Origin of the sequence: Janthinobacterium sp. EB271-G4-7A (genome assembly GCF_020858075.1) — a bacterium.
In the GTDB taxonomy this organism is placed as follows: Bacteria; Pseudomonadota; Gammaproteobacteria; order Burkholderiales; family Burkholderiaceae_D; genus Janthinobacterium; species Janthinobacterium lividum.
In genome coordinates, this window is sequence record NZ_JACYMI010000002.1 from 340,388 (window position 1) to 362,602 (window position 22,215).

21 protein-coding genes are annotated in these 22,215 nt (G+C 64.6%); 14 read left to right on the forward strand and 7 right to left on the reverse strand.

Features of this window, described 5'->3' with window-relative positions; genetic code table 11:
- The first annotated feature begins 257 nt into the window (after positions 1 to 257).
- From IGS58_RS19020 to bufB, 8 genes are all read left to right on the forward strand, one after another.
- Positions 258 to 782, forward strand: a complete 525-nt coding sequence (locus IGS58_RS19020) for a hypothetical protein (RefSeq protein ID WP_176374860.1) — start codon at positions 258 to 260, stop codon at positions 780 to 782.
- Between the two features lie 51 nt (positions 783 to 833).
- Positions 834 to 2,459, forward strand: coding sequence for an ExeA family protein (locus IGS58_RS19025; RefSeq protein WP_230522387.1), 1,626 nt, complete (start codon positions 834 to 836; stop codon positions 2,457 to 2,459).
- A gap of 1 nt (position 2,460) precedes the next feature.
- Positions 2,461 to 3,162: a general secretion pathway protein GspB gene (locus tag IGS58_RS19030; RefSeq protein ID WP_230522388.1), complete on the forward strand. Its 702-nt coding sequence runs from the start codon at positions 2,461 to 2,463 to the stop codon at positions 3,160 to 3,162.
- A gap of 100 nt (positions 3,163 to 3,262) precedes the next feature.
- The gene (locus IGS58_RS19035) at positions 3,263 to 4,723 is read left to right on the forward strand and encodes an alkaline phosphatase family protein (RefSeq protein WP_230522389.1); all 1,461 of its coding nucleotides are present in this window, start codon (positions 3,263 to 3,265) and stop codon (positions 4,721 to 4,723) included.
- Positions 4,724 to 4,818: 95 nt separating this feature from the next.
- Positions 4,819 to 5,343 carry a molybdopterin-guanine dinucleotide biosynthesis protein B gene (mobB, locus tag IGS58_RS19040; RefSeq protein WP_151093090.1) on the forward strand — a complete coding sequence of 175 codons (525 nt, stop codon included), beginning with the start codon at positions 4,819 to 4,821 and terminating at the stop codon, positions 5,341 to 5,343.
- Between the two features lie 57 nt (positions 5,344 to 5,400).
- Complete coding sequence (locus IGS58_RS19045; protein WP_034781856.1) at positions 5,401 to 5,601, forward strand: YjfB family protein; 201 nt, start codon at positions 5,401 to 5,403, stop codon at positions 5,599 to 5,601.
- A 239-nt stretch (positions 5,602 to 5,840) separates the two neighbouring features.
- A complete protein-coding gene (locus IGS58_RS19050; RefSeq protein ID WP_034781859.1) occupies positions 5,841 to 6,143 on the forward strand; it encodes a BufA1 family periplasmic bufferin-type metallophore in 303 nt (100 codons plus the stop codon).
- Positions 6,144 to 6,160: 17 nt separating this feature from the next.
- Positions 6,161 to 7,783, forward strand: a complete 1,623-nt coding sequence (gene bufB / locus IGS58_RS19055; RefSeq protein ID WP_230522390.1) for an MNIO family bufferin maturase — start codon at positions 6,161 to 6,163, stop codon at positions 7,781 to 7,783.
- A 129-nt stretch (positions 7,784 to 7,912) separates the two neighbouring features.
- Here the strand turns inward: bufB and IGS58_RS19060 are convergent, their stop codons facing one another.
- The 3 genes from IGS58_RS19060 to fumC form a co-directional block, all read right to left on the reverse strand.
- Positions 7,913 to 8,197 (reverse strand): hypothetical protein, encoded by a 285-nt coding sequence (locus IGS58_RS19060; protein WP_034781863.1) that lies wholly within the window; start codon positions 8,195 to 8,197, stop codon positions 7,913 to 7,915.
- A 124-nt stretch (positions 8,198 to 8,321) separates the two neighbouring features.
- The gene (locus IGS58_RS19065; protein WP_034781865.1) at positions 8,322 to 8,543 is read right to left on the reverse strand and encodes an RNA-binding S4 domain-containing protein; all 222 of its coding nucleotides are present in this window, start codon (positions 8,541 to 8,543) and stop codon (positions 8,322 to 8,324) included.
- 96 nt (positions 8,544 to 8,639) lie between these two features.
- Complete coding sequence (gene fumC, locus IGS58_RS19070; RefSeq protein WP_230522391.1) at positions 8,640 to 10,034, reverse strand: class II fumarate hydratase; 1,395 nt, start codon at positions 10,032 to 10,034, stop codon at positions 8,640 to 8,642.
- A gap of 172 nt (positions 10,035 to 10,206) precedes the next feature.
- Between fumC and IGS58_RS19075 the strand changes: the two genes are divergently transcribed.
- A complete protein-coding gene (locus IGS58_RS19075) occupies positions 10,207 to 11,328 on the forward strand; it encodes a type IV pilus assembly protein FimV (protein ID WP_230522392.1) in 1,122 nt (373 codons plus the stop codon).
- A gap of 413 nt (positions 11,329 to 11,741) precedes the next feature.
- Here the strand turns inward: IGS58_RS19075 and IGS58_RS19080 are convergent, their stop codons facing one another.
- The gene (locus IGS58_RS19080; protein WP_230522393.1) at positions 11,742 to 11,993 is read right to left on the reverse strand and encodes a flagellar protein FliT; all 252 of its coding nucleotides are present in this window, start codon (positions 11,991 to 11,993) and stop codon (positions 11,742 to 11,744) included.
- Between the two features lie 288 nt (positions 11,994 to 12,281).
- Between IGS58_RS19080 and IGS58_RS19085 the strand changes: the two genes are divergently transcribed.
- The 3 genes from IGS58_RS19085 to IGS58_RS19095 all read left to right on the forward strand — a co-directional run bounded on the left by IGS58_RS19085 (position 12,282) and on the right by IGS58_RS19095 (position 15,431).
- The gene (locus tag IGS58_RS19085) at positions 12,282 to 14,366 is read left to right on the forward strand and encodes a M13 family metallopeptidase (RefSeq protein ID WP_230522394.1); all 2,085 of its coding nucleotides are present in this window, start codon (positions 12,282 to 12,284) and stop codon (positions 14,364 to 14,366) included.
- 69 nt (positions 14,367 to 14,435) lie between these two features.
- On the forward strand, positions 14,436 to 15,071 hold the full coding sequence (locus IGS58_RS19090; protein WP_230522395.1) for a class I SAM-dependent methyltransferase: 636 nt from the start codon (positions 14,436 to 14,438) through the stop codon (positions 15,069 to 15,071).
- Positions 15,072 to 15,245: 174 nt separating this feature from the next.
- Complete coding sequence (locus tag IGS58_RS19095) at positions 15,246 to 15,431, forward strand: CsbD family protein (RefSeq protein WP_034759763.1); 186 nt, start codon at positions 15,246 to 15,248, stop codon at positions 15,429 to 15,431.
- Between the two features lie 70 nt (positions 15,432 to 15,501).
- On the opposite strand, the gene IGS58_RS19100 is transcribed toward IGS58_RS19095, so the two are convergent.
- The 3 genes from IGS58_RS19100 to IGS58_RS19110 form a co-directional block, all read right to left on the reverse strand.
- Positions 15,502 to 17,709 carry a S9 family peptidase gene (locus IGS58_RS19100; RefSeq protein WP_230522396.1) on the reverse strand — a complete coding sequence of 736 codons (2,208 nt, stop codon included), beginning with the start codon at positions 17,707 to 17,709 and terminating at the stop codon, positions 15,502 to 15,504.
- Positions 17,710 to 17,897: 188 nt separating this feature from the next.
- The gene (locus IGS58_RS19105) at positions 17,898 to 18,737 is read right to left on the reverse strand and encodes a PhzF family phenazine biosynthesis protein (RefSeq protein ID WP_230522397.1); all 840 of its coding nucleotides are present in this window, start codon (positions 18,735 to 18,737) and stop codon (positions 17,898 to 17,900) included.
- Positions 18,738 to 18,755: 18 nt separating this feature from the next.
- Positions 18,756 to 20,150: an MATE family efflux transporter gene (locus IGS58_RS19110; RefSeq protein WP_230522398.1), complete on the reverse strand. Its 1,395-nt coding sequence runs from the start codon at positions 20,148 to 20,150 to the stop codon at positions 18,756 to 18,758.
- 202 nt (positions 20,151 to 20,352) lie between these two features.
- On the opposite strand from IGS58_RS19110, the gene IGS58_RS19115 reads away from it, so the two are divergent.
- Together IGS58_RS19115 and IGS58_RS19120 are read left to right on the forward strand one after the other, a co-directional pair.
- Positions 20,353 to 21,036 carry a beta/gamma crystallin family protein gene (locus tag IGS58_RS19115; RefSeq protein WP_034781882.1) on the forward strand — a complete coding sequence of 228 codons (684 nt, stop codon included), beginning with the start codon at positions 20,353 to 20,355 and terminating at the stop codon, positions 21,034 to 21,036.
- A 173-nt stretch (positions 21,037 to 21,209) separates the two neighbouring features.
- On the forward strand, positions 21,210 to 22,166 hold the full coding sequence (locus tag IGS58_RS19120; RefSeq protein WP_070282564.1) for a beta/gamma crystallin-related protein: 957 nt from the start codon (positions 21,210 to 21,212) through the stop codon (positions 22,164 to 22,166).
- Positions 22,167 to 22,215: the final 49 nt, after the last annotated feature.

Here is a 22,215-nt window from a genome sequence, read left to right on the forward strand (position 1 = left end):
TAGAAATGCAAACGTCTTTTTGCAAATAAGTGCATGCGCTGCCTGTGCTTGCCGGGCGGGATTGATTGCATGGGGGAAATGACGTGGCATTTTCATGGGGGAGTGTCATAATGGCCCAGGCATTTCCGCCCAGGCATGGAGTAGATGATGAGCAAGGCACAGGACAGCAAGAAGGAAGCCAAGAAGGAACCGGCCAAGACCATGAAGGAAAAGAAGGAAGCCAAGAAGGTCAAGAAAGAAGAGCGCAAGCGCTGATCATGCGCGTGCGCCGTGCATTGATGCGCCCGTGGCGTGCGCCGGCCCTGCTGGCGGCGTTCGCCTTGCTGGCCATTGGCGTGCCCGTGTCCGGCGTGCTGGCGCAGCAAAAGCCGCCGCCGTCCACGTTCGGGCAAGTGGTGGGCAATGCCGTGCTGTGCATCGACCAGATCGACAACAAGGCCTTCTATGCCTATTTGCTGACGGCCTTCGGCCCGGCCTACAAGCATGAAGGGGGCGCCTACTGGTTCCGCACGGACGCCACCTTGTGGGGCGCGCCGATTACCGACGTGATCGTCAGCGACGACACCAGCCCCCTCGTCTTCATGGGCGTGGTGGCGGACGCGACGCCGGAAAAGCTGGAACCCGCCATCCGCGGCGCCTCGGGCCTGCGTTTCAATAAACTCGACAATTCCGCCTTTCCTGTCCGTGGTTCCGTGCCTGGCAGTAAAATCGTCTACTTCCGTAGCAAGGCGAAAGTGTATTGCGCCAAATACAAGCCGTTGCCGCCCGCCCGCACCCGATGAGGGGTTCGGCTTGGCGCCGCGCATTTTGATCGTTTCATCCGCAGGGTCTCCATGTACACGCATTATTTCCAGCTCAAGCAATCGCCGTTCTCGATCGCCCCCGATCCGCGCTACCTGTTCATGAGCGAACGCCACCGCGAAGCGCTGGCGCACCTGCTGTATGGCGTGGGCAGCGGCGGCGGCTTCGTGCTGCTGACGGGAGAAATCGGCGCCGGCAAAACCACCGTGTGCCGCTGCTTCATGGAGCAGATTCCGGAAAACTGCCAGCTCGCGTATATCTTCAATCCGAAACTGTCCGTCGAGGAATTGCTGCTGTCGATCTGCGAGGAATTCCGCATCGCCGTGGCGCCCGGCGTGGCCAGCGTGAAAGGCTATGTCGACGCCATCAATGCGCACCTGCTGGCCAGCCATGCGCAGGGCAAGAACAATGTGCTGATCATCGACGAAGCACAAAACCTGTCCGCCGCCGTGCTGGAGCAGTTGCGTTTGCTGACCAACCTGGAGACGAGCGAGCGCAAGCTGCTGCAGATCATCCTCATCGGCCAGCCGGAATTGCGCGCCATGCTGGCCCGGCCGGAACTGGAGCAGCTGGCGCAGCGCGTGATCGCCCGCTATCACCTGGGGTCGCTGACGGCGGACGAGACGGCCAGTTATATCCGCCACCGCCTGGCCGTGGCGGGCAGCACGGCGCAGACGCCGTTCGCGCCGCGTCTGATGGCGCCCATCCATGCCATGAGCCACGGCGTGCCGCGCCGCATCAACCTGCTGTGCGACCGCGCGTTGCTGGGCGCCTACGTGGAAAACCAGCCGCAGGTGACGCGCCAGATCCTGCGCCGTGCCGCCGAGGAAGTGTTTGCGGAAGAGGGCAAGCCGGCTGCCGGACGGGGCCTGCGCTGGCTCCACGTGACGGGCGGCGTGCTGGCCGGCGCCGTGGTCACGGCCGCGCTGGCCTGGCATTTCATGCCGCGCCCGTCCGCTGTACCTGCCGTGGCAGCCTCTGCGCCGGCCGCATCCAGCGTGGTGGTTGCCGCCGCATCCGCGCCCGCGCCCGTCAGCGTGCCGGACCGCAACGCCGTGCTGCGCCAGCTGGCCAGCCTGTGGGGCGAGCAGTTGCCGGCCGGCGACGCTTGCCAGGCGGGCGCCCGCGCCGGCCTGCGCTGCCTGCACAGCCGGGGCGGCATCGCCGAACTGCGCGTGCTGGACCGTCCCGCCATGCTGGCCTTGCGCGGTGCGCAGGGTGTGGAACAGCTGGCGCTGCTGACGCGCTTGCAGGACGAGACCGCCACATTGATGCTCGATGGCAAACAGCAAAGCCTGTCGCTGGCCCAATTGGCGCAGCGCAGCGATGGCAGTTTCACGACCTTCTGGCGCGCTCCGCGCAACTGGCGCGACGAAGTGCCGCTGGGTGCCCGCGGCGCCGACGTGGACTGGCTGGCGCAGCGCCTGGCGCAGCAGCAGGGCTTGCCGGCGCCGGCGGCCAATCTGCCGCTAGATGCCGAGATGCAAGGCCTGTTGCGCGCCTTCCAGCAGCGCCAGAACCTTCGGGCCGATGGCCTGGCAGGCCCGAAAACATTCATGCGCCTGATGCAGCTGGGTGACAATTCGGAGCCGCGCCTGAGCAGCGCAGCTCCTGCCGTGGCGGCGCCCGCTGCGACGGCGCTGGTGGCGGGGAAATAAGATGTCCTACATACTTGAAGCACTGAAAAAATCACAAGCCGAGCGCCAGCTGGGCGAGTTGCCGTCGATCCACGCACCGCAGGTGCAGCTGCACGACACCGCCGCGTCCGGCGTGGCTCGGCGCGCGCCCGTCTGGCTGGCGCTGGGCGGCGTGACGGTGGCCGTGGCTGCCGCGCTGCTGCTGTGGCAGCCCTGGCAAGCGGCGGCCAACGCTCCTGCGGCGATTCCTGTCGTTCCAGCCGTGCTGGCCCAGGCCGTGCCCGCGCCGATGCCGGCAGCTCCGCCACCAGCGGCTCCCGCGCCTGCGCCAGTTCCCGTCGCGCAAGTCCCCCCCGTGCCGGCGGCGGTCACCGCCGCCCCCGTGCACCATGCCAGACCGGTGCCGGAGCCGAAACAAGAGTCGCCAGGGCAGGCGACTGCTGCCGTCCCCGCTGCGGCGCCGGCCATGCCCGCGCCCGCGCCGTCAGCCGAAGAGACGGTGCCCGGCATGCGCGACTTGCCAGAGCCGATACAGCGGCAAATCCCCCCGGTCGCCATCGGCGGCTATATCTACTCGAAGAATCCGGCTGACCGCCTGTTGTTGATCGACAAGGTCCTGCGCCACGAAGGCGAGGAATTGGCGCCCGGCCTGGTGTTGGAAAAGTTGCAGCCGAAGACAGCCATCTTCAGTTTCAAGGGCTACCGCTACCGCGTGCCGTATTGAGTTGTTGCGCATCAAGACCGGACCGCCATCGCTGAACCATACTGGCCAGGCCTGGTCGAACCAGGGTCGCTGCGACCGTGTGCGCGGCCGGGGAGTTCCGATGATTGCTGCCGCAGCTGGTGAGGGTGTCCTTGATGTGGGTGTGCCTGGAAACCTGGCGCGCATCGACCATATCGTCGTGCTGATGATGGAAAACCGCTCGTTTGACCACATGCTCGGCTACCTGAGCCTGGAAGGCGGGCGCGCCGACATCGACGGCTTGCAGGCCAGCCATGCCAACCTGCATGCGGGCGTGACCTACCCCGTGCACCATTTGCGGCGCACGGCCTTCGGGCCGCAGCAAGACCCGTCGCATACGGGTATGTCGGTGGCGCAACAATTGCAAAACAATAACGGCGGCTTTGTCGGCGACTATGCGCAAACGCATCCGGGCGACCTCGATATCGACCTGGTGATGGGTTATTACAATGGCGCCGACTTGCCCATGTACGATTTCCTGGCGCAGCAGTTCTGCGTCTGCGACCGCTGCTACAGTTCCGTGCCGGGCGCTACCTGGCCCAACCGCCTGTATGCGCTCAGCGGCAAGGCGGCCGGCAGCAAGGACAGCAAGCGCGTGCCCCTGTATGCGAACAAGTCCTTCGTACGCCACCTCGAGCGTGCCCAGGTCAGCTGGAAATTTTATTCCGCCTGGAAGCCCTGGAGCCTGGCCCTGACGGATGACCATTACCGCTCGTCCGAGTGGTACGAACCGTTTGGCTCGAGCGCGCGCCGCTATGGTTTCATCGGCGATGCGCTGGCGGGCACCTTGCCCTCAGTCAGCTGGATCGATCCGCATTTCTTTGAGAATGACGACCATCCGCCGGCCGATATCCGCGCCGGCCAGGCGCTCGTGGCGCAGGTCTACCAGGCCCTGTCGCGCGGACCGGCCTGGGCGCGTACCTTGCTCGTCCTCAGCTATGACGAACATGGCGGCTTTTTCGACCATGTGCCGCCTGGCGCCGCCATCGACGACGACCCCGCGTTTCGCCGGTACGGCGTGCGCGTGCCCATGCTGCTGGTGTCGCCGCTGATCGCGCCGGGCAGCGTCAGCCACGAGGTATACGACCACACGTCGATCATCAAGACCATCCTGCAGCGCTTTTGCCGCGCCGCCGATGGCGCCTTGCCCCAGATGGGCGCGCGCGTGGCGGCCGCCAGTGGCCTGGGGAACGTGCTGACCCTGGCGCAGCCGCGCGCGGCGCCTGCCGTGCCCGCCGTCGTGCTGGCGCAGCGCGCCGCATGGGAGGCGGATGTGCGGGCGCAGGATTTCATGCCGCTGGCGCCCGCCCGCCCGTCTGATGGTGAGGTGGCCGCCGCTGTCGCCGCCCCGTCCCAATCCGATGCCGAGGCGGGCGCGATCGCCGCCCATCGGCAATTGGCGCGCATGGCCAGGAATGCGCAGGCGGTGAATAATAAAACTGCGAGCAAAACGGCGGGCAGGACGGTGGACAGGCGCCGGCGGCAGGGCGGCAAGCCGGCGTCCGCCAGCGCCGGGAATGGCGGAAAATCCACAGGCGCTTGACTTGGGCGATGAGGTGGGCAATGCACGGCGCCTGCGCCAGGCGGTGGCGCCCGTGGGGCTGCGTATAATCATTCCTTCTCAATCAAGGAGTGACCATGCACGATGCGATGCCCGCACACCCGGTACTTGGTGTGATCGGCCGTTCCGGTAGCGGCAAGACGACCCTGCTGGAATTTGTGGTGAAGGAACTGGCGGCGCGCGGCTTGCGCGTCAACCTGGTCAAGCACAGCCACCATGACCTGGCGCTGGAACCGCCGCAAAAGGACAGCGCCCGCCTGCGCCTGGCCGGTGCGGCGGAAGTGCTGGTGGCGTCGCCGTACCGCTTTGCCATCGTGCATGAGCTGCGCGGCGCGCCGGAACCGAGCCTGGCGCAGCAATTGGCCCGCATGGGACCGGCAGACCTGACCCTGGTCGAAGGTTTCAAGACGGACCCCATCCCCAAGCTGGAAGTGTTCCGCCCGGAAGTGGGGCAAGCGCCCCTGTATCCGCACGACCCGCATGTGGTCGCCGTCGCGTCCGACAGCCCGGCGCCGGCCGATTTGCGCGAGGGTGTAGCATGGCTGGACTTGAATGCGCGCGAGCATGTATTGGCCTGGCTGCTGCACAGATTGGAAAAATAAGCTAAAGGTTTGCCGGCGGCATCCGTTAACAAGGGTAGAACCTCATTGGAGAAACGTATGGACGTCGGAAGCATTGCTCAACTGTCAACCACGATGGCGGAGACAGGCACGCGGCAAGCCGTCGGCTTGACTGTCCTGAAAAAAGCCCAGGATATCCAAAGCTCGACTGCCACAGCCTTGCTGGCAGCGCTGCCACCGGTACAGTCGGCGCCGAGCCTGCCGGCCCACCTCGGTAACCGCATCAACACGACAGCCTGAGCGCAGTCCCGCGGCGCCGGTCTGGCGCTCGCCATCGCTATGCCCACACCACCGTCATCGACGGTGCGAGTGGGCGTTTTTGTCTGTCTTCCTGCCTTCCCTTCCTTTCTGTAAATTGACTAATTGACCATGGTTCGCCATGGCGCGGCCAATTCAGTAAAATGATGTCCACCACCTCGCGTTGCCCATGGCGCAGCCCGGGGCGCGCCATCACTTTGACCCGTGCAAGAGGAATCACCATGAACAAACGTCAAGCTCTCATCGCTGCCGCCCTCGCGGGCATCTGCGCCGGTACCACCATCAACGCGGCCGCACACGATGGCCCCGCCCCCGGCGACAAGGAAAAATGCTATGGCGTGGCCAAGGCGGGGCAGAACGATTGCGCCTCGTCCGATGGCGCGCATTCCTGCGCCGGCCAGGCGGAAGCGGACAACCTGCCCACGGAATGGACGTATGTTGCCAAGGGCACGTGCGAACAGGCGGGCGGTTCCGTCAAGCCCATCAAGGCCGGCAAGGCTGCCAAGCCGGCCACGCAACCGTAAGCGTCCGCCGCCTGCCCATGCCGCCGAGCATCCAGGCCCTTGCCGGCGTCGGCCTGCGCGCCGTGCACTACCGCGACTTCCTGGCGCGCCGGCCCAAGGTGGGCTGGCTGGAAGTACACACTGAAAATTATCTGCAGCCGTCGGGCTGGGATCATCATGTGCTGCAGACCCTGCGCCAGGATTACCCGATCAGCCTGCATGGCGTGGGCCTGGGCCTGGGTTCCGCGCGCGGTTTTTCCGAGGCGCACCTGCAGCGCGTGCGCGCCGTGGCCGAGCGCATCGAGCCCGCCCTCGTGTCGGAACACCTGTGCTGGGGCGCCGTGGCACAGCGGCAACTCAACGATCTGTTGCCGCTGGCCTTGAATGGCGCCGCCCTCGATTTGCTGTGCGCAAGAGTGGGGCGGGTGCAGGATGTGCTGAAAAGGCCGATCTTGCTGGAGAATGTCTCCACTTACCTGCGTTTTGCCGACGATGCCATGAGCGAGGCGCAATTCCTGGCGGAACTGGCGCGCCGCAGCGGCTGCGGCCTGCTGCTCGATATCAATAACTTGTATGTGAACCAGTGCAACCACGGCGAAGACGCCTTGACGGCCATGCAGTCCATTGCGCCGGGCAGCGTGGGTGAGCTGCACCTGGGCGGCCATCTGCTGACGCCGCATGCCGTGGTCGATCACCATGGCGCCGCCGTGGCCGATCCCGTCTGGGACTTGTATGCGGCCGCCTTGCTGCGCTTTGGCGCCGTGCCCACCCTGGTCGAATGGGATACGGATCTACCGCCGCTGGATATCCTGCTGGGCGAGGCGGACAAGGCGCAGGCCATGCTGGCGCGGCATGTGCCGCAGACGCCATGGCAGGGAGCGGCGCTGCCGTCCTCGCCAGCGCCAGTGCCGCTCGACGCGCTGGCGGCTGGCCAGCAAGCGTTTGCCGCAGCCTTGCTGGATACGGCGGCAGCCTTGCCGCCGTTCGCGGGAGACGCGGTGCCGCAGCGCTTTTCACTGTACCGCGGCAGCCTGGGCGCCAACTGGCGCCGCACGCTGAGCCAGGTCTACCCCGTCGTGCTGGCGCTGGTGGGGGAGGAATTCTTTGGCGGCCTGGCGCACGCGTATGGCCGGAAGATGCCATCCGATAGCGCTGATTTGAATCAGTTTGGTGCCCGTTTCGCCGATTTTCTCGCTGTGTTCCCGCCCGTGGCGGAGTTGCCCTATCTGCCGGACATGGCGCGCCTGGAATGGGCTTTGCACCTGGCACATTACGCAGCCGATGCGCAGGGCCTGGCGCCAGAGGCGCTGGCCGCCCTGCATCCCGATCAACTGGAAGCGCGGCGTTTTACCTTGCATCCCGCTTGCGTTTTGCTGGCGTCCGGCTGGCAGGTGGCAGCCCTATGGCAGGCGCATCAGGATGGTGAAGGGCAGGGGATGTTTCCGCAAGAGATGCAGGTGGCCAGCTACGCGCTGGTATGCCGGACGCGCTGGAAGGCGCAGGTGCTGGTACTGGATGCAGCCGCGCATGCGGCATTGCTGGCCTTGCAGCAGGGGCAGACCTTTGGCGCCGCGCTCGATGCGGCGTTCGAGCTGGATCCGGCATTTGACCTGGCCGCATACTTGCGCCAGTGGCTGGCGCATGCGGTATTGACGACCTGACGGTTTAGTACGCCTATCAAAACCTACTACGCGTCGTAATTTGCGGTCTGCGATGCTCACTGTACCTTCGTACAGTTGCGCTTCTCAACCACAACTTCCTTCCGCTCGCTACGGTTTTGTCAGGCGTTGTTATTCGAAGGCCCGCAGCACGCGCGCTTCGCCTGTCTGATCGCGGTACAGGGTATTCGCGGCCAGGGTGGCGTCCATCATGCGCGTCACTTGTTCTTCTTCAAAGCGGGCCAGCTCGGCCGTGGCAGCGACGAGGGCCAGTTCCAGCCTGGCGCGCGCGCCCTGGTACAGGCTGCTGGTGTATTTGTCTGTGTTACGCAGCAATTCTTCCGCGTTTTCTATTACCTGGCGCAAGTCGCCGATCAGGCGTTCCTGGCTGCGCGTACCTTGTTCGGGATGGTCCATGGCGCTTCCCTTCTGCAATCGATATTTATCTGGCAATAACGACATGTTGCAGCTTGATCCAGGCAGCCGGCTGGCAGCGGTGATGGCTGGAAGCATGGGGCTGCTTTCGCGCCCCATGCCGGCATCAAGCGGGGCCGACGACCGTGATCCGGATATCGCCCACGCTGACGACCTGGCCGGCGCGGATCTTGGCGGTCTTGCGCAATTCCTTCTTGCCATCGACCTTCACCACGCCGCTATCGACCATGACCTTGCCTGCGCCACCGCTGTCGCACAGGCCGACCAGCTTCAACAGCTGGTTCAGCTCGACGAACTCGGATGTTAAATCAAAGCTTACTTTTTGCATTGTATCCCTTATTGCAATGATGTGTTTTAAACACTTGATGACGACCTCAACTAATCCCTAGTTTACCTGAAGCCGCCAGCAATGCAGGGTGCAGCCTCAGCTTTTGTTGGGACGCGTCATCTCCAGGGGCACGATCCAGGCACTGAATTGCTCGTCAGTCACAAAGCCCAGGGCCAGCGCCGCTTCCTTCAGGGTCGTGCCTTCATGCTGGGCCTGCTTGGCGATTTGCGCCGCCTTGTCGTAGCCGATGTGCGGCGCCAGCGCCGTGACCAGCATCAAGGAACGCTCCATCAGTTCGGCGATGCGTTCGCGGTTCGGCGCGATGCCGTGGGCGCAATGCTCGTCGAAGCTGCGCATGCCGTCGCCCAGCAGGCGCGCGCTTTGCAGAAAGTTGTGCGCAATCAAGGGTTTGAAGACATTCAGCTCGAAATTGCCCGAGGCGCCGCCCACCGTGATGGCCACGTCGTTGCCGAAGACCTGGCAGCACAGCATGGTCAGCGCTTCGCACTGGGTAGGATTGACCTTGCCGGGCATGATGGAGCTGCCCGGCTCATTTTCGGGGATGGTGATTTCGCCCAGGCCGGAACGGGGGCCGGAGGCCATCCAGCGCACGTCGTTGGCGATTTTCATTAGGGCCGTGGCCAGGGTTTTCAGCGCGCCATGGGCGGCCACCAGCGCATCGTGGGCGGCCAGGGCGGCAAACTTGTTGCTGGCCGTCTCGAACGGCTGGCCCGTCAGGCGCGCCAGTTCATGCGCGATGCGACCGGCAAATTCCACGTGGGCATTCAAGCCTGTGCCCACGGCCGTGCCGCCGGCGGCCAGCTGCAGCAGCGGCGGCAACGATGCCATGATGATGTGCTCGGCAAAGTCCAGTTGCGCCACGTAGCCGGAAAATTCCTGGCCCAGGGTCAGCGGCGTCGCATCCTGCAAATGGGTGCGGCCGATCTTGACGATGTCGGCAAATTCCGTGGCTTTCGCATCCAGGGTGGCGCGCAGCTGGCGCAGCGGCGGCAAGACCGTGTTGGCAACGGCCAGGGCGGCGGCCACGTGGATAGCGGTCGGAAAGATATCGTTCGAGGACTGGCCCAGGTTGACGTCGTCGTTCGGGTGCAGCAGGCGCTCGGCACCCCGCAAGCCGCCGATCAGCTCGGAACCGCGGTTGGCCAGCACTTCGTTCATGTTCATATTGCTTTGCGTGCCAGAGCCCGTCTGCCAGACGGCCAGCGGGAATTCTGCGTCGTGCTTGCCGGCCAGCACTTCGTCGGCCGCTTGCGTGATGGCCACGGCTTTCTTGCCATCTAGTAATCCCAAGTCCAGGTTGACGTGGGCGGCCGCGCGCTTGATGGTGGCCAGGGCGGCGATCAGTTCGGGCGGCATCTTTTCCGTGGAAATGTGGAAGTGCTCGAGCGAGCGCTGCGTTTGCGCTCCCCAAAGCCGGTCGGCGGGTACGTCGATCGGGCCGAAACTGTCGCGTTCGATTCTGCTACTCATGACATCCCTTTCATCGATAGAGGTGGATCGAGTGTACTCCAGGCGCAAAAAAGGCACAGGATGATGCTGTAATGCATCATTTTTACCCTGGCCTATCTATATTTTTGCGTTTTCCTGCCGTTAAAGACAGGCGAGTTCCCCTTATTTATCCTGTTATCAAAGTGATCAGTCCATGCAGAGCAGCAGTCTTCCCCGTTGGTCCCTGATCGCGTGCGCCGCCGCCAGCCTGGCCTTGCCGCCCGTCATGGCGGCCGAACTGGGCGAGATGGCCGTGCTGTCGCATGTGGGCCAGCCGCTGCTGGCCGAAATCGAACTGACGGCCCTGGCGCCCGAGGAAGCCAATGGCGTGGCCGTGCGCCTGGCTTCGCCCGATGTGTACCGCGGTGGCGGCATCGGCATGGATCCGGCCTTGCAAACCTTGACGATCAGTCCGCTGGAACGCGGCGGGCGCCACTATGTGCGCGTGAGTACCCGGCAAGCGATCCAGGCGGGCCATGTGCATCTGTATTTGTTGCTGGGCAGTGGCAATGGCGCCGTCGTGCGCCTGGGCACCGTGTGGCTGGCAGCGGCCCCGCCTGCTGCCGCTGCCGTCAGTGCGCCAGTCCGGCCCGCGATTCCGTTGCCTGCGCCCGTATCCGCACCGCTGCCACGGGCTGCGGCCGGTGCGCCGTCACCCGATGCCGCCGCGCTGGCGGCCCGCGCGCGCGCCGAGGGCCTCGTGCGCCCGGCGCGCGCGTTCGTGCCGCCGGCCGCGCCCGCGCCGGCTGTACCCGCGCTGCGTCCGTCGCCGTTGCGCCGCGCGACGGCGCCCGTCGCCGCTTGCGCGCCGCAGGCCAATGTGGAGCAGGCGCAAGCGTGCGTTGCGCTGGATGAGAAAAACGCGGCTTTGAATGAGAAGCTCGGCGAATTGGAAGGCAAGCTCGGCGCCTTGCAAAAGGCGCTGGCTCAGCCTGCCATCGCTGCCGCCGTCGCTGCGCCTGCTGCCGCGCCGGCCGAGGCGCGGGTGCCGCATGCCAAGCCCAAGCCCCTGGTGCCGCCAGCGGGCGAGAAGGCGGCGGGTGGCAATGGCTTGCTGTGGCTCGGTATCGGCACTCTGGTCTTCCTGTTGCTGACGGCGGTCATCGTGTATGTCGCGCGCAAGCGCAAGCAGGCGGCCGGGCCGGGCGCGCCGTCGAAATACTGGGTCTTGCTGCGCAAGCCCTTCAGCCGCAAGAAGAAGGATGTGCCCGTGCTGACGGAAGCGGTGGAAGGCGGGGTAGAGGCCGAGCCGGAACCGGAGCCGTTCTCGCGTTAACGCGATGCAAGGCGGCACGACAATTTGATATAAAAAAAGATATTGAAAAAATACATGGAAACGCTTGCCAATCGCGTTGCTTATTTCTTAAAGATGGTGATATGATTAATTCAGTGGACTTGCTCTACGATAAAACAGTCCCAGCCTGGCGCAGTCACCAACGATAGTGTGGCGCGGCAAACAGGTGTAGCGTTGCATAAACGCCTGGGTCTGGAAGCGGTTTGCGATGCCGACGATGTGCTCGCGAACGCCGGATGCAACCGGCAGCGAGGCGACGCCAGGAGATACCTGGGGTTCGCCTTCCAAATTTCCCCTCCTCGCCTGGTGCCGCAGATGGCGCGCTCCCTGGCACGGAGGCAGACGTAAAAAAAGCACCCGCAGGTGCTTTTGTCGTTTCTGGTGTGGCAAGTTTCTTACATGCGGGCGCGCGAACCTTGCATGGCGCTCGGCAGCTGCGTCATCCACGGTTCCGTGATGCTGCGGATTTCGCGGTCATTTGCCAGGATTTGCTTGAGCAAGTCGATCTTGCGCAGGCGCGAGGCGCCGGCCAGGGCGGGCACCTTGCCTGTCATGGTCGCGCTGGCGGCGCTGGCGCACTGGTTTTCCAGGGTATCCAAGCCATCCCAGTCGCTCGAACGTGCGGCCACGACCATTTTATTGGTCATTCCTGCAATATTTTCATACATCGAGAGAACGTCGTTGGAGGTCATGAGCACACCCGTAACTAGTGAATGGATTACCGCTTGTCTAGATTAACGGCAGCTGCAACGGGAACTTGAGGGTGTTTTTGAAAAAAAATGAAAATAATTTAGATGATTGCTTACCTGCTGCCGGAATCGCCTCCCAAGCCGCATGCCTGCTGGCGTCGTGGTGACAGGGGAATGTGTTGCGGCGCTTCAAAACGCGTTATGATTTTGCATACTACTGTCGTTACTTTGCCTGAAAGGATCACCATGCGCGTTGTCACTGCTGCCGCTTCCTCTTTCCCTGCTTCCTGGCGCAAGCGCGCCATGGCGCTGGCCCTGTCCGGCATCGCTCTGGCCGGGGGGGCCGTCCACGCGCATGGCCAGGAGGCGGCCGCCAGTCCTGCCGCCGCGATGGCGGCACCCACGGCTGTCTTGCCCGGCGACGATTTCTACGATTACGTGAATGGCGACTGGCTGCGCGGCACGGAGATTCCCGCCGACCGCAGCAGCTGGGGTTCGTTCGCCATCCTCGCCAATGCGACCAACGAGCGCATCATCGCCCTCGTCGAAGGCCTGGCGGCGGCGCCGCAGGCGGATGCATCGGCGCGCCAGGTCAGCGATTTCTACCGTTCCTGGATGGATGAGTCAGCTATCGAAGCGAAAGGCTGGGCGCCGATCAAGCCGCTGCTGAAGAAGATCGATGGCATACGCGACCAGGCAGGGCTGGCCCGCGCGCTGGGCGAGAGCTTGCGCGCCGATGTCGATCCGCTCAATGCCACCAATTTTTATACGGAAAACCTGTTCGGCCTGTGGGTGGCGCAAGACTTGAACGACACCACGCGCAACGTGGCCTACCTGCTACAGGGCGGGCTGGGCTTGCCCGACCGCGCGTTCTACCAGGGGGACAGCGCCCGCATGCAGGGCTTGCGCGCGGGCTACCAGGCGCATATCGCCGCCATGCTCAAGCAGGCCGGATACAGCGATGCGCCGGCCCGTGCTGCGCGCGTGTTTGCGCTGGAACAGAAAATTGCCGCGAGCCACGCCAGCCGCGAGGATTCGGCCGATGTCGCCAAGGGCAATAACGCGTGGCGTGCCGCCGACTTCGCCAGCAAGGCGCCTGGCCTGGACTGGAAGGCCTTCTTCCAGGCGGCCGGCCTGGGCAGGCAGGCGGACTTCATCGTCTGGCATCCGACGGCCATGACGGGCAGCGCGGCGCTGGTGGCGAGCGTGCCGCTGGCCACATGGAAGGATTTCCTCGCCTTCCACGCGATCAACCATTTCAGCACGACCTTGCCGAAGGCCGCCGCCGACCAGCGCTTCGCCTTCTACGGCAGCGCCCTGAGCGGCACGCCGCAGCAGTCGCCGCGCAGCAAGCGTGCGCTGGCGGCAACCAACGCGGCTCTGAGCGACGCCGTCGGCAAGCTGTACGTGGAGCGCTATTTCCCGCCTGAATCGAAAGCCCGCGTGCAAGACATGGTGACGAATATCGTCGCCGCCTTCTCGCGCCGCATCGACAAGCTGGACTGGATGGCGCCGGCCACCAAGGCGCAGGCGCAGGAAAAACTCAAGACCCTGTACGTGGGCGTCGGCTATCCGGAACGCTGGGACAACTATGCGGGCTTGCGCGTGGTGCGCGGCGATGCGCTGGGTAATGTGCAGCGGGCGGAACAGTTCCACTACCGGCAGGAGCTGGCCAAGCTGGGCCAGTCGCCTGACCGCAAGGCCTGGGCCATGCCGGCACAGCTGGTCAATGCCGTCAACCTGCCGCTGCAAAATGCGCTGAACTTTCCGGCCGCCATCCTGCAGCCGCCATTCTTCGACCCCCAGGCATCCGATGCGGCCAACTATGGCGGCATCGGCGCCACCATCGGCCACGAGATCAGCCACAGCTTCGATGACCAGGGCGCCCAGTTCGACGCCCAGGGCAAGTTGCGCGACTGGTGGACGCCAGCCGACCTGGCGCATTTTCAGACCGCATCCAAGCAATTGGTGGCGCAGTTCGCGGCCTACAAGCCGTTTCCCGACCTGGCCGTGAATGGCCAGCTGACTCTGAGCGAAAACCTGGCCGACCTGGCCGGCGTGGCGGCCGCGCATGACGCGTTCACCTTGTCGCAGCAGGGCAAGCCGGTGCAGGCGGATGCGGACCGCGATTTCTTCACGGGTTATGGCGTCAGCTGGCGCAGCAAGGCACGCGAAGCGGCGGCGCGCCAGCAAATCCTCACGGATGGCCATGCGCCGGCGCAATACCGGGCCGCCACCGTGCGCAACCTCGACGCCTGGTACCCGGCCTTCGACGTCCAGCCGGGGCAGCAGCTGTATCTGGCGCCGGAACAGCGCGTGCGCGTCTGGTAGGTTATAAAGCGGTGCCAGCGCGCAGTGCGCTGGCACCGTAAAATGGCGGCACATATCGACAGGACCGCCATGAAGCCAACCCCACCGCAAGACCCCATCCACGCCATCACCCATCGCACCCTGGCTCATTACGACGCCAGTGCCGAGCAGTTTTTCGAAGGCACGCGCGACCACGACGTCAGCCAGAACATCGCCGCGCTGCTGGGGGCCATCGGCAAGCCGGCGCCCTTGGATATTCTCGACCTGGGCTGCGGCCCTGGCCGCGATCTGAAAGCGTTCACGGCCATGGGCCACCATGCCACTGGCGTCGATGGCTGTCCCCGCTTCGTCGAGATGGCGCGCGCCTACAGCGGCTGCACTGTCTGGCAGCAGGATTTCATCGACCTCGATCTGCCCGCGGCGCACTTCGACGGCGTGTTTGCCAATGCCGTGCTGTTCCACGTGCCCAGCGCCGCCTTGCCCGGCGTGCTGCGCGCTTTGTACGCGTGCCTGAAGCCCGGTGGCGTGCTGTTCAGCTCGAACCCGCGCGGGCAGAACCAGGAAGGCTGGAATGGCGCGCGCTATGGCAGCTATCACGACGAAGCGACGTGGGCCGACTACGTGCAGGCGGCCGGTTTTACCTTGATCGAGCAGTACTACCGCCCGCCCGGCTTGCCGCGCGACCAGCAGCCGTGGCTGGCCACCGTCTGGCGCAAGCCCGTGTGATCGCCGATATTGGCGCAAATTGAGCATGTGTTAGGAACCGTACAGAGCCTTTGATCCCCCTTGCGTACTATGGATACATCGACACGCAGCAAGCAGTTTGCAACAGCGTGTGAGCCGCAGTACCGGCCCTTCGGGGCCGGACAACAGATGTACCAACTACAGTGAGGATCCATCATGAACAAAGATCAAGTCGAAGGTAAACTGAAGGAAGTCGGCGGTAAAATCCAGGAAGCCGCTGGCAAAGTCGTCGGCAGCGAAGAACAGCAAGCCAAGGGCCTGGCAAACCAGGTCGAAGGCAAAGTGCAGAAGAAGGTTGGCGATGTGAAAGACGCGGTGGAAACCGTCACGCGCAAGCCATAATTTTTGCTCCAGCATAAAAAAACCGCCGCCTGTCGCGAGACAGGCGGCGGTTTTTATTTGTGGACGCGCTTTACTTCGCTACGCCCAGGTTCTGCTTGAAGAACATCTCGATTTTCTTGTACACGTGGCGCTGGCCCGCGCGCGACGAGATGCCGTGCTTGGCGCCCGGATACGTCATCAGGTCGAATTGCACGCCGCGGTTCACCAGCGCGTCGATCAATCGCGTGCTGTTGCTGAACAGGACGTTATCGTCGGCCATGCCGTGCACCAGCAGCAGCGGCGACTTCAGGCCGTCGAGGTGGGCGAACACGGTACTGGCCTTGTAGCCATCGACGTTTTCCTTCGGCATGCCGAGGAATTGCTCCGTGTAGTGGGTGTCGTACAGCGACCAGTCGGTGACGGGCGCCACCGAGACGCCCATGGCGATCTTGTCGGAGGCCGCCGACAGCAGGCGCAGGGTCATGAAGCCGCCGTAGCTCCAGCCGAACACGCCGATGCGTTTTGCATCGACGAAGCTTTGCTTGCCCAGCCAGTCGATGCCGACCAGCTGGTCCGCCACTTCGGCCGCGCCCAGGTTGTGGTAGATGGCGTCCGTGAATGCGCGCTCGCGGCGCGACGAACCGCGGTTATCGAGGCGGAAGACGACAAAGCCCTGCTGCGCCATGTACTGGTCGAAGTTGTTGCCCCAGCGGCGAGCCACGTGCTGCGAGTGCGGGCCGCCATACGTCGACAGGTAGACGGGGTAGCGTTTGGCAGCGTCGAAGTTCGACGGCTTGACGATGGAGTAATACAGCGTCTGGCCATCGTTGGCTTTCAGGGTGCCGTACTCCGTCGGCAGGTGGTCCGCCTTGTATTTCGCGTATGGGTGGCTGGCGTTCAGCGCGTTTTCTTCCAGCCAGCCCACCATGGCGCCGTCCGGGCGGCGGATGCTCACTTGCGGCGGCGTGGCCGGGTCGGAATACGTGTCGACGAAGACTTCGCCATTGCGCGAGAACGTCGTGTCGTGCCAGCCATCGGCTTTCGTCACGCGCTGCGGCTTGTCGGCCGTGCTGCCATCGAGGGCCAGCGCGTAGGTCTGCTTGTCGATCACCGCGTCGCGGTTCGATGAGACGAACACCTTGCCCGTCTTCTGGTTCACGGCCAGCACGCTGTCGATGCCCCATGCGCCGGAAGTGACCGGGTGCAGCAGCTTGCCGCCCATGTCGTACAAATACAGATGGTTGCGGCCCGTGCGTTCGGACGACCAGAGGAAGGTGCCGTTCGACAGGAAGCGCAGGTCGTCATGGATGCTGACCCAGGTTGTCGACGTTTCCGTCAGCAGGGTGCGCTGCGCCAGGGTGGCCGCATCGACGGCGACCAGGTCCAGCGTCTTCTGGTCGCGCGACTGGCGCTGGTACACGAGCGACTTGCTGTCCGCGCTCCAGTCGGCGCGCACCAGGTAGATGTCCGGGTTCGTGCCCAGGTCCACCTGGCGCTGCGCGCCCGTTTCCGGCGAGACGATCAGCAGTTGCACCAGCACGTTCGGGTCGCCGGCAGCCGGGTAGCGCTGCTCGACGACGTCGGTGCGGTCGGCGAAGATTTCGAAGCGGCGCACGACGGGCACCGGTGTTTCGTCATAGCGTTTATAGGCGATGGCGGAATCGTCGGGGGCCCAGTAGTAGCCGGTGCGCTGGCCCATTTCTTCCTGCGCCACGAATTCGGCTTCGCCGTTGCGGATGGTGCCCTTGCCGTCCGTCGTCAACTGGCGTTCCTTGTTTGTTTTGAGGTCGATGACATAGATGTTCTGGTCGCGCACGAACGACACATAGCGGCCTTTCGGCGAGATTTTCGGGTCGAGCACATTGCCCTTGGCGACCAGGCGCGCCTTGTCCGGGTGGGCCGCGTCGACCAGGTACAGATTGCCGGCCAGCGGCACCAGCAGCTGCTTGCCGTCCGGCGACCAGCTGTAGCTGAGAATGCCGTTCAGGCTGGCCGTGCGCTCGCGTTCGCGGCGCGCCTGCTCTTCGGGCGAAATCGTTTCATTCGGCACCAGCGCCTTCGAGTCGACCAGGCGGTGCGTGCTCTTGTCCTTCAGCTTGAATTCCCACAGGTCGAGCTGGAACTGGTTGTCGGCGCGGCCGCGCAGGAACGTGACGCGCTCGCCGTCGGGCGAGACCTTCAGGTTGCGCACGCCGGGGCCGGCCAGCGCCGGATCGGCGTGGATGCGTTCCAGGGTCAGCTTTTCAGCCGATGCGGGAACGCTGGCCATCGCGGCCAGGAAACAAAGAATAAAACGCATGGATGTCTCGGTAGTTGGAAGGGAAGGGCACTGCATGTTAAGGCGAGCTTGAGCGTTGCCTAAGCGTAAGACGATACCAGAGCGTGCCTGTTTATGCGATAGCCCATGCCACGGAATATGGCGTTCCTGGCCATATTTCCTTCGTCAAAAATATCCAAGCGCCGCCCATTCCATGGCGCTTTGCTTGGTCAGGCCAATATCGACCCTGCGACCACGGTCAGGCATGCGCCGCCTATCCAGGCGTGGCCATCGCGGAAATTGACGGACACGCGGCCGTCGCGCTGAAGGCAGGTACCCTGGCGCACGCGGTAGTCGGCGCCCGCCAGCAGGTGGGCGATGCAGGCGTTGGCGCTGCCCGTGACGGGATCCTCGACCAGCGCGCCATGCTCGCTGAGCAGCGCGCGCACTTCGTAGTCGGCCGGCCCGCCTGCGCCGTGCGGGCCGTACAGCGCCAGGCCGTCGGCGCCGGCGGCGGCCAGCAAGGGCGTCAGCGCGGCGATGTCGGCGCGCACGGCCAGGCAGGCGGCGGCGCTGGCCAGCGGCACGCACAGCCAGCGGATGCCCATGTCGGCGACGGTGGCGCCAGCGGCGGGTGTGCCGCCCAGCGCCGTTTGCAGCAGCGGCAGCAGCGCAGAGGGGAGCGTGCGCGCGGTGCAGGGCGGCGCCTGGAACGCCAGCAAGCCGCCGGCGCCCCGTTCTATCTGCACCAGGCCGACGCCGCACTCCTGCACGATGCGCGCGCCCCTGGGCTGCATGCCCGCATCGAGCAGGGCGTGCGCCGTGCCCAGGGTCGGGTGGCCGGCGAACGGAAATTCCATCTCGGGCGAAAAAATCCGCACGCGGTAATCGGCGGCCGGGTCGCGCGGCGCCAGCACGAAGGTGGTTTCCGACAGGCCCGTCCAGCGCGCGATGGCCTGCATCTGCGCCTCATCGAGGCCATCGGCGCCCAGCACCACGGCCAGCGGATTGCCGAGGAACGGTACGCTGCTGAAGACATCGACTTGCCTGAAGGGGCGTTGTTGCGGCATGGCGGCTTCCTCGCTGGCTTATCGGGCTGCGCGCAGGCGCTGCAGCGACAGGCGGTTCAAATACCAGGTCAGCAGCACGGCCGCCACCGTCAGGCCCGTGACGAGGCCGATCCAGAAACCGGCGGCGCCCATCGGCTCAGCCGGCGACCAGATGAAGCTTGACGGCGCGAGGCCCAGCACGTAGCCGATCGGCAGCGAGAAGCCCCAGAACGCCAGCAACTGGATCAGCATCGGCTGGCGCGTCACCTTGTAGCCGCGGATGGCGCAGGACGTCGCCACCTGCGTTGCGTCGGACAGCTGGAACAGGGCGGCGAACAGCAGCAGCTGCGCGCACAGGGCCTGCACCTGCGGGTCGGACGTGTAGGCTTGCGCGATCTGGTGGCGGAACACGGTGATCAGGGTGGCCGAGACGATGGCCGCCGTCAGCGACATGGCCACGCCCACCCAGGAAATGAAGCGGGCGCGGCGCAGATTGGCTTCGCCCACGGCGTGGCCCACGCGCGTGACCAGCGCGATGCCGAACGTGAGCGGCACCATGAAGACGACGGACGAGAAATTCAGGGCGATCTGGTGCGCCGACACCTGGATCACGCCGAAGCGCGCCACCAGCAGGCTGATGACGCCAAAGGCGCTCACTTCGGCAAAATAGGTCACGCCGATGGGCAGGCCCAGGCGCAGCATGGGGCCGATGGACGACAGCTGCGGCCATTCCCAGTGCGTGAACGGATACGTGGCGCGGTAGGCGGGGGCGATCCTGATCCAGGCCAGCATGGCCAGCAGCATCATCCATACGCAGCAGGTGGTGGCCACGGCGCAGCCCACGCCGCCCATCTTCGGCATGCCCCAGTGGCCGTAGATCAGCAGGTAGTTGACGAGGATATTGAGGCCCAGCGCGGCCAGCGCGATCACCATCACGGGCTTGGTCTGGTTGATGCTGGTGCTGTAGCCGTACAGCGCGCGGTAGGCGGCGAACGGCGGCAGCGCGCAGCTGATGATGTGCACGAACAGCTTGGCCTTGGCCGCCACGGCGGGTTCCAGCATCAGGTGGTCGAACACCAGCGCCGCCATGTTCGTCAGCAAACAAGCCACCAGGCCCACGAGCAGCGCCTTCCACAGCGACTGGCGCACGATGTGCGGCACCCGGTCGTGGCGCGCGGCGCCGATTTCATGCGCCACCAGGGTATTGATCGCCATCATGATGCCGCTCACGGTGACGAGCACGATGGACCAGATGGCCGCGCCCAGCGACACGGCGGCCAGTTCCTCGGGATTCGTATGGCCCGTCATCGCCACGTCGGCCGCGCCCATGCCGACGGTGGCCAATTGGCCGATCAGGATGGGCCAGGCCAGCTTCCACAGAGACGAGACTTCAGTGCGGATGGCGGGCAGGGTGAACGAGGTAGTGTGTGGCATGGGCGGCAAGCTTGACTAAACACAAGATTCTACCGGCATTCGCCGTGCTTGTCCGCCGCCGCTCCCGGGAGATGCCCGGAGGGGCGCCGGGCGCGGTAATCATTTGTTACAGCTAAGTGGGCCGGTCGCGGATAGACTGCGTGCTCTATTTGGCAAAATGACCAAATAGTCAACCGCAGTACCCTGACTATGGAGTAAGACCATGTTGAAGAAAGCCTTGAATTGCGCCCTGTTGCTGGGCGCCGCCATGACGGCCGAACTGGCCGGCGCCGGCGAACTGACCCTGTATTCGCGCGACGATTATCACGGCCGCTCGCAGACCGTGCGCGATGCCGTCGCCGACCTTGAAGACCTCCGTTTCAACGACACGACGCAAAGCATCCGCGTGCGCTCGGGCCGCTGGGAAGCATGCGAGGAAGCCGATTTCCGCGGCGCCTGCTTCCTGCTGGAGGCGGGCGAGTATCCCTCGCTCGATGGCCGCGCCAACAAAATCACCTCGCTGCGCGAAGTGCGCGGCGGCTGGGGTGGTCATCCGGGCCGCGATCGCGACGGTGATCGTGACCGTGACCGCGGGCGCGACTGGGACGGCCGCCGGGACCGCGACCGTGAGCACGGCCATTTGCCAGGGCGCTCGCTGGGCGGCGAACTGACCTTCTATACGCGCGACGATTTCGCCGGCCGCAGTTTGACCGTGCGCAACGCCTCGGCCGATTTGCGCGAGCGCGATTTCAACGATACGGTGCAAAGCGTGCGCGTGCGCTCCGGCTATTGGGAAGTGTGCGAGGACGTGGATTTCCGCGGCCGTTGCCGGACACTGGTCCCTGGTGAATACGCGAGCCTGGAGCGCATGAGCAACCGCATCTCGTCCGTGCGCGAAGTGCGCTGACGCCAAGCGGGCAAGAACGGCCGGTCCCTGCCGGGGCCGGTTATTGCTTTTGGTAACAATTTATTGTGCTTTTCCCATACTTTGTTACACCGTTTTTTTCTGCGGATGGTTACACTGGCATCAGTTGTCATGTCGATCACTGATTGACCTTTACCGGTACTGGAGACCACCCGATGAATCGTCCGCTGAGTCTTGCGCTGCTGTGTGCCAGTGCGCTGTTAGCCCATGTGTCGGCGCACGCCGCTGAAATCAGCTTGTACACCGATGATAATTTCAAGGGCCGCATGGTGGTCTTGCGCGACACGACGGACGATTTGTCGCGCATGAATTTCAATGACAAGGTGTCGAGCATCAAGGTTGCTTCGGGCCGCTGGGAGGTGTGCGCGCATGCCAACTTCAAGGGCGCATGCAAGACGTTCGAGCGCGGCGATTACCCTTCGATGCCCGGCATGAACGACAAGATTTCCTCGGTGCGCCTGGCGGACGGCAGGGGCGGCGGCAGCCGGCCCGAAACGCCATCCGCGCCGTCGCCATCCTCGCCAGAAGTGTCGCCGTCGCCAGAAACGTCGCGGCCACCGCCAGAGCGAGAACGCGAGCGCGAACGCGGTGCGGCGCTGCAAGTGTTTGATACCTCGGCGCAGCGCGGTGCCTCGGTCGACATCAATAGCGACCGCGACGACTTTGTCGATATCGGCTTCAATGACCGCTCCGCCAGCATTCGCGTGCGCCACGGTTACTGGCAACTGTGCAGTGACTCCAATTTCCATGGCAGCTGCCGAGTGTATGCCCCGGGCAGCTACGAGTTGCCACGCAATCTGCAAGGCAAGACGTCATCGGCACGCCTGGTTGACCCGCGCGAGGAAAACCAGCCGGCCAGCGAAGACCCGATGCTGCTGCTGTACCCGCGCTCTCATATGGGGGGACGCGGCCTGCCGGTGAATCGCGATGTGAGCGATCTGGTACGCATGAACTTCAACGACCAGACCAATTCCATCGTGATCAATGCCGGCGACTGGGAAGTGTGCGCCGATGCGCATTACGGTGGTCGCTGCGAGATCCTCGAGCCCGGTATCTACAATACGCTTGATGCACTCGACGGCCGCATTTCCTCGCTGCGCCGCCTGCGTTGACACGGCACCGCAATGCATGAAGAATAACGATTAATTAACTGGAGTTGAG

Bases quoted from the DNA above. Each gene is read 5' to 3' on its own strand.
- IGS58_RS19095 (WP_034759763.1), top strand. From the start codon at position 15,246: ATGAACAAAGATCAAGTCGAAGGTAAACTGAAGGAAGTCGGCGGTAAA.
- IGS58_RS19020 (WP_176374860.1), top strand. From the start codon at position 258: ATGCGCGTGCGCCGTGCATTGATGCGCCCGTGGCGTGCGCCGGCCCTG.
- fumC (WP_230522391.1), bottom strand. From the start codon at position 10,034: ATGAGTAGCAGAATCGAACGCGACAGTTTCGGCCCGATCGACGTACCC.
- IGS58_RS19065 (WP_034781865.1), bottom strand. From the start codon at position 8,543: ATGCAAAAAGTAAGCTTTGATTTAACATCCGAGTTCGTCGAGCTGAAC.
- mobB (WP_151093090.1), top strand. From the start codon at position 4,819: ATGCACGATGCGATGCCCGCACACCCGGTACTTGGTGTGATCGGCCGT.
- IGS58_RS19050 (WP_034781859.1), top strand. From the start codon at position 5,841: ATGAACAAACGTCAAGCTCTCATCGCTGCCGCCCTCGCGGGCATCTGC.
- IGS58_RS19100 (WP_230522396.1), bottom strand. From the start codon at position 17,709: ATGCGTTTTATTCTTTGTTTCCTGGCCGCGATGGCCAGCGTTCCCGCA.
- IGS58_RS19085 (WP_230522394.1), top strand. From the start codon at position 12,282: ATGCGCGTTGTCACTGCTGCCGCTTCCTCTTTCCCTGCTTCCTGGCGC.
- IGS58_RS19060 (WP_034781863.1), bottom strand. From the start codon at position 8,197: ATGGACCATCCCGAACAAGGTACGCGCAGCCAGGAACGCCTGATCGGC.
- IGS58_RS19030 (WP_230522388.1), top strand. From the start codon at position 2,461: ATGTCCTACATACTTGAAGCACTGAAAAAATCACAAGCCGAGCGCCAG.
- IGS58_RS19035 (WP_230522389.1), top strand. From the start codon at position 3,263: ATGATTGCTGCCGCAGCTGGTGAGGGTGTCCTTGATGTGGGTGTGCCT.
- IGS58_RS19025 (WP_230522387.1), top strand. From the start codon at position 834: ATGTACACGCATTATTTCCAGCTCAAGCAATCGCCGTTCTCGATCGCC.
- IGS58_RS19110 (WP_230522398.1), bottom strand. From the start codon at position 20,150: ATGCCACACACTACCTCGTTCACCCTGCCCGCCATCCGCACTGAAGTC.
- IGS58_RS19045 (WP_034781856.1), top strand. From the start codon at position 5,401: ATGGACGTCGGAAGCATTGCTCAACTGTCAACCACGATGGCGGAGACA.
- IGS58_RS19090 (WP_230522395.1), top strand. From the start codon at position 14,436: ATGAAGCCAACCCCACCGCAAGACCCCATCCACGCCATCACCCATCGC.
- bufB (WP_230522390.1), top strand. From the start codon at position 6,161: ATGCCGCCGAGCATCCAGGCCCTTGCCGGCGTCGGCCTGCGCGCCGTG.
- IGS58_RS19120 (WP_070282564.1), top strand. From the start codon at position 21,210: ATGAATCGTCCGCTGAGTCTTGCGCTGCTGTGTGCCAGTGCGCTGTTA.
- IGS58_RS19105 (WP_230522397.1), bottom strand. From the start codon at position 18,737: ATGCCGCAACAACGCCCCTTCAGGCAAGTCGATGTCTTCAGCAGCGTA.
- IGS58_RS19115 (WP_034781882.1), top strand. From the start codon at position 20,353: ATGTTGAAGAAAGCCTTGAATTGCGCCCTGTTGCTGGGCGCCGCCATG.
- IGS58_RS19075 (WP_230522392.1), top strand. From the start codon at position 10,207: ATGCAGAGCAGCAGTCTTCCCCGTTGGTCCCTGATCGCGTGCGCCGCC.
- IGS58_RS19080 (WP_230522393.1), bottom strand. From the start codon at position 11,993: ATGACCAATAAAATGGTCGTGGCCGCACGTTCGAGCGACTGGGATGGC.